This window comes from Streptomyces sp. NPDC037271, from assembly GCF_055603605.1.
Genome location: NZ_JBVJVN010000048.1, coordinates 1 through 5,500 on the forward strand (window position 1 = coordinate 1; position 5,500 = coordinate 5,500).

General features: G+C 74.3%; 2 protein-coding genes. Both read right to left on the bottom strand.

What is annotated here, in order from left to right; translation table 11 throughout:
• Nucleotides 1–206 (bottom strand): polyketide synthase docking domain-containing protein (locus ACZ7G3_RS35615; RefSeq protein ID WP_470930852.1); only part of this gene is annotated, 206 nt, incomplete at its 3' end.
• Nucleotides 207–343: 137 nt separating this feature from the next.
• Nucleotides 344–5,500, bottom strand: a 5,157-nt coding sequence (locus ACZ7G3_RS35620; protein ID WP_470930854.1) for an SDR family NAD(P)-dependent oxidoreductase, incomplete at its 5' end; no start/stop codon positions are given.

The window sequence follows — 5,500 nt, forward strand, 5'->3', positions numbered from 1 at the left end:
GAGATCACGTCGCGCTGCTGGGCGACGACCTGCCACAGCGCCTCCGGCGAGTCCACACCGCCCGGGAAACGGCACCCCATACCGACGATCACGATCGGATCGTTGGCTCCCGACTCCAGTTCACGGACCCGCTGACGGGACTGGTGGAGGTCGACGGTGAGGCGCTTGAGGTATTCGACCAGCTTGTCGTTGTCCGGTGTTGCCATGGTGATGATGCCCCCGTAGGCGTCGTGAAGCTGTGCGTGTGCGGTCCGGGGCACGACTGCCCGTGAGACGTGCCCGAGCGTGCCGCATGCGCGAACAGGATGATCAGGGTGAGGGTCCGGGCGATGCGGACGTGCGGTCAGAGTTCGGAGTCGATGAACGCGAGGAGTTCGTCGACCGACGCCGACTCCACCCGTGAGGTCAGATCGTTGTCGTCGGTACCGGCCCGTTGAGCCGGCACACGGGCCGCCAGGGTCTGGAGTCGTTGGACGATTTCGGCTCTGACGTCGTCCTGGGTGTCACCCGGCAGCTCGGCGAGGGCCGCTTCCAGCCGGTCGAGTTCGGCCAGACCCGGTACGGTCCCCGAGTCGGTGGGGCCGGCGGACTCCGCGACGGCCGGTGCCAGTTCGGTGTGCAGATGGGCCACGACCGCCAGCGGGGTCGGGCAGTTGAAGAGGAGGGTGGCGGGCAGCCGCAGATCGACGCTGGTCTGCAGCCTGTTGCGTAGTTCCACGAGAGTGAGCGAGTCGTAGCCCATGTCCTTGAAAGGCCGGTCGGCGGGAATGCCGGCCGCCGAGGACCTGCCGAGTACGACCGCGGTCTGCACGCGGACGAGATCCAGCAGCAGTTCCTTCTGCTCGGCCGGGCTCAGCGCGGCGAGCCGGTCCCGCAAGGTCTCGGTCGGTGAGGCCGCGGCGGTGGTCGGCGCCTGGTCCGGGCGAGGCGCGGCCGGTGCCAGGTCCTGGAGCACGGTGGGCAGTTGAGGCCCCAACGCGCCGAGCGCGGCACGGTCGAAGGGCGCGGGCACGAGCACGGCGGCGTCCGTGCGCAGCGCCGCGTCGAGCAGGGCCAGGCCCTCCGCCCGGTCGATGGGGGAGAGGCCGGTCCTGGCGATCCGTCCCTGGTCGGCACTGGAAAGGGAGCCCGCCATTCCGGCGGCGCCCGGCCTCCCCGCGGTGTCCGCCCACATCCCCCAGGCCAGGGAGAGCGCGGGCAGGCGCCGCGCCTTGCGATGCTGGGCCAGGGCGTCCAGGTAGGCATTGGCGGCGGCGTAGTTGCCCTGACCGGCGCCACCGATGACACCCATGACGGAGGAGAAGAGGACGAAGGCCGCGAGGTCCTGGTCCACGGTCAGCTCGTGCAGGTGACGGGCCGCGGTGGCCTTGGCGGCGAGCACCGTGTCGAGGCGTTCGGGGGTGAGCGCGGTGATGACGCCGTCGTCGAGCACCCCTGCGGCATGGACGACGGCGGTGAGCCGCACGCCGGCCAGCAGCCGCGCGAGCGCGTCACGGTCGGCGGTGTCACAGGCCGCGAGGGAGACCTCGGCGCCCAACCCGGTGAGCTCCGAGACGAGTTCCGTGGCGCCCGGCGCGTCGGGGCCGCGACGGCTGACCAGCAGCAGACGGCGGGCCCCGTGCTCGGCGACCAGGTGCCGCGCGACCAGTCCGCCGAGGGCACCGGTGGCGCCGGTGACCAGGACCGTACCGTCCGGGTCGAGGGCGGCGGGCAGGGTGAGGACGACCTTGCCGATGTGCCGGGCCTGGCTGACGTGCCGGAAGGCCTCCGGTGCCCGGCGGACGTCCCAGGTGCTGAGCGGCAGCGGGGTCAGCGCCCCCGTCGACAGCAACCGCAGGACGGCCGTGAGCAGTTCGGCGATCCGCTCGGCCGGCTCCTGGAGCAGGTCGAAGAAGTGGTAGTCCACCCCGGGGTGGTCCGCCGCCACCAGCTCCGGGGAGCGCAGATCGGTCTTGCCCATCTCCACGAAGCGCCCCCCGCGCGGCAGCAACCTCAGGGAGGCGTCCACGAACTCACCGGAGAGCGAGTTCAGTACCACGTCCATGCCGCGGCCCTCGGTGGCCGCGCCGAACGCGGTCTCGAAGTCCAGGGTGCGCGACGACGCCAGGTTCGCCCCGTCCAGGCCGAGGGCACGCAGAGCGTCCCATTTGCCGGGGCCCGCCGTTCCGTAGACCTCCGCCCCCAGATGCCGGGCCAGTTGGACGGCGGCCATACCGACGCCGCCCGCGGCGGCGTGGACCAGGACACGCTCGCCCGCGCCCAGGCCGGCGAGGCCGACCAGGGCGTGGTAGGCGGTCAGGAACACGATGGGCGCGGACGCCGCCTGAGCGTACGTCCAGTCGTCGGGCATGGCGGCGACCCGCCGCTGGTCGGCGACGGCCACCGGACCGAACGCCCCGGAGAACAGGCCCATGACGCGGTCGCCGACGCCGAGACCGGTGACGCCGGGACCCACCTCGGTGACCACACCGGCCCCCTCGAGGCCGAGCAGACCGGGGTCGCCCGGGTAGAGACCGAGGGTGTTCAGTACGTCACGGAAGTTGACGCCCGCGGCGCGCACCGCGACGCGTATCTCGCCCTCGGCCAGCGGGGCCAGGGCCTCCGGGCAGGGTTCGAGAGCCAGGTGGTCCAGGGTCCCGCGGTCGCGTACCGTCAGCCGCCAGGCGGCCGCCCCGGCAGGGGGGACCAGGGCACCGTCGGCCGTCGCCCGGCCGAGCCGGGGCACCAGCGACGCCCCGTCCCGTACCGCGAGCTGCGGCTCCGTGCCGATCAGCGGCAGGACGCCACGGCAGTCGGCCGCCGACTCCACGTCCAGCAGCCCGACCCGCCCGGGGTTCTCGGTCTGCGCCGAGCGTGCCAGACCCCATACGGCCGCGCCGTCGGGATCCACGTCGGCGTCCGGTGCCGTGGCCACGGCTGCCCGGGTGACGAGCACCAGCCGGGAGTCGGCGAGCCGGTCGTCGGCCAGCCACGCCTGGAGCAGGGCGAGCGCGCGGTGCACGGTGGGCCGGGGTCCGGCCGCCGTACCGTCCGCGGGGTCCATGAGCGGCGCGAAGACCACCGCCGGGGCGGGAACTCCCGCGTCGAGGGCGTGACCCAGGGCCGTGAGGTCGGTGTACCGCGGGCCGACGTCCAGGTCGGCGGAGCCGAGTACGGCGGCCGACGGGGACGGTTCCCGGCCCGCCGTGACAGGTTTCCAGGCCAGGTGGTGGAGCGACCGCGGGACGGCCACGTCGTCGCTCACCGGGCGCAGCACCAGCTCCTCGACCTCGGCGATCACCGCGCGGGACTCGTCCAGCAGCGTCAGCGACACCGCGTCCGGACCGGTGGTGGTGATCAGGGCGCGGGCGGTACGGGCGCCGGGCCGGTGGACGGTCACGCCGCGCCAGGAGAAGGGCAGCAGCCGGCGGCCGCCGTCGTCCAGCGCGGCCATGACGATCGGGTGCAGGGCCGCGTCGAGCAGCGCCGGGTGCAGCCCGTAGGACGCGGCGTCGGTGACGGACGGCGGCAGAGCCACCTCGGCGTGCAGGTCCCCGCCGTGCCGCCACCTGGCGCGCAGGCCCCGGAAGACCGGGCCGTAGGCGTAGCCCGCGGCGGACAGTTCGTCGTAGCAGCCGTCCATGGGGAGGGCCTCGGCCTCGGCGGGCCGGCCCGCGGCGGTCGTGGGGGCTGCGCCGCGCGGGGCGAGGGCGCCGGTGGCGTGCAGCGTCCACGGCTCGGTGGTGCCGTCCGGCATCTCGGCGCGGGCGTGCACGGTCAGCGCGCGCTGACCGTCGTCGCCGGGCGCGGCCACGACGACCTGCACCTCGGTGCGGCCCTCCTCGGGAAGCGCCAGAGGGGCGACCAGGGTGAGTTCGGCGACATGCGGGGTGCCGGTCTGCGAGCCCGCGCGCGCGGCGAGTTCGAGGAAGGCGGTGCCGGGCAGCAGGACCGAGCCGAGGACGGCGTGGTCGGCGAGCCACGGGTGGTTGCGGCGGCTGAGCCGGGCGGTCAGCGCGACCTGTCCGGATTCGGCGAGCTCGACGGCGGGGCCGAGCAGCGGGTGGCCGGCCGGTCCTTCGGTGCCGTGCGCGGTCAGCCAGTAGCGCTCCCGCTGGAAGGCGTACGTGGGCAGCCCGGGCGTCCGCCCCGGGCCGAACACGGCGTGCCAGTCCGGGCTTTGGCCGCGGACGTGCAGGGCGCCGAGTGCGCCGGCCAGGGTGCGGCGCTCGGGCCGGCCGCGGCGCAGCACCGGGACGAACGCCAGTGCGTCGTCGTCCAGGCAGTCCCGGCCCAGTGCCGACAGCACACCGTCCGGACCGAGTTCGAGGAAGGTACGGATCCCGAGGTCGTGGAGTGCGGCCAGACCGTCGGACATCCGTACTTCCCGGCGCACTTGCCGGACCCAGTAGTCGGCGGTGACGTCGACCGGCCGGCCGGTGACGGTGGACACCATGGCGATGCGCGGCTCCGCGTACCGGATCTCCGCGGTGACGGCGGCGAACGCGTCGAGCATCCCGTCCATGCGGTGCGAGTGGAAGGCGTGACTGACGACGAGCCGGCGCGTCTTGCGGCCGGCGGCGGCGAACGTGGCGGCGACCTGTTCGACGGCCTCGACGTCACCGGAGACGACGACGGCCGCGGGGCCGTTGACGGCGGCGATGCTCACCTCGTGCTCGCGGCCCTCCAGCAGCGCGCGGACCTCGTCCTGCGACGCCTGGACGGCCGTCATCGCGCCGCCGGGCGGCAGTGCCTGCATGAGCCGGCCGCGCGCGGTGACCAGGGCACAGGCGTCGGGCAGGGTGAGGATCCCGGCGACGTGTGCGGCGGCGAACTCGCCGATGGAGTGGCCGAGTACGGCGTCCGGTGCCAGACCCTGGTGTTCCAGCAGCCGGAACAGCGCCACCTGGAGGGCGAAGAGCGCGCTCTGCGTGTTCTCGGTCCGGTCGAGCGCCTCGGCGTCGTGGAACATCACCTCCCGGATCGGCGGTGTGCCGGGCACGGAGCCGCGGCAGGCGTCGAGTTCGCCGCACACCGCGTCGAGGGCGGCGGCGAAGACCGGCTCGTGCTCGTACAACTCGCGGCCCATGCCGACGCGTTGGCTGCCCTGCCCGGTGAAGAGGTAGGCGAGGCCGTCGTCGGGGTGCGCCGTGCCGAGAGCCAGGGCGGGGTGCGGTTCGCCGCGGCCGAGCGCGGCCAGCGCCGCGACGGCCTCGGCGCGGTCCTCGGCGGTGACGGCCGCGCGGTGCTCGAGGGCGGTACGGGTGGTGGCCAGGGCACGTCCGAGGTCACGGTCGGACACGTCATCGAGGGAGTCCACCGCGTCGACGAGTGCCGTGGCCTGGGCGCGCAGCGCCGGTTCGGTACGGCCGGACAGCACCCACAAGGAGGGGGAGGACGCGTCGTCCCCCGGGCCGGCTCCGGGCGTGGTGGGTGGGGTGGGGGGTTCGGCGAGGATGATGTGGGCGTTGGTGCCGCTGATGCCGAATGAGGAGATGCCGGCGCGTCGGGTGTGGTGGGG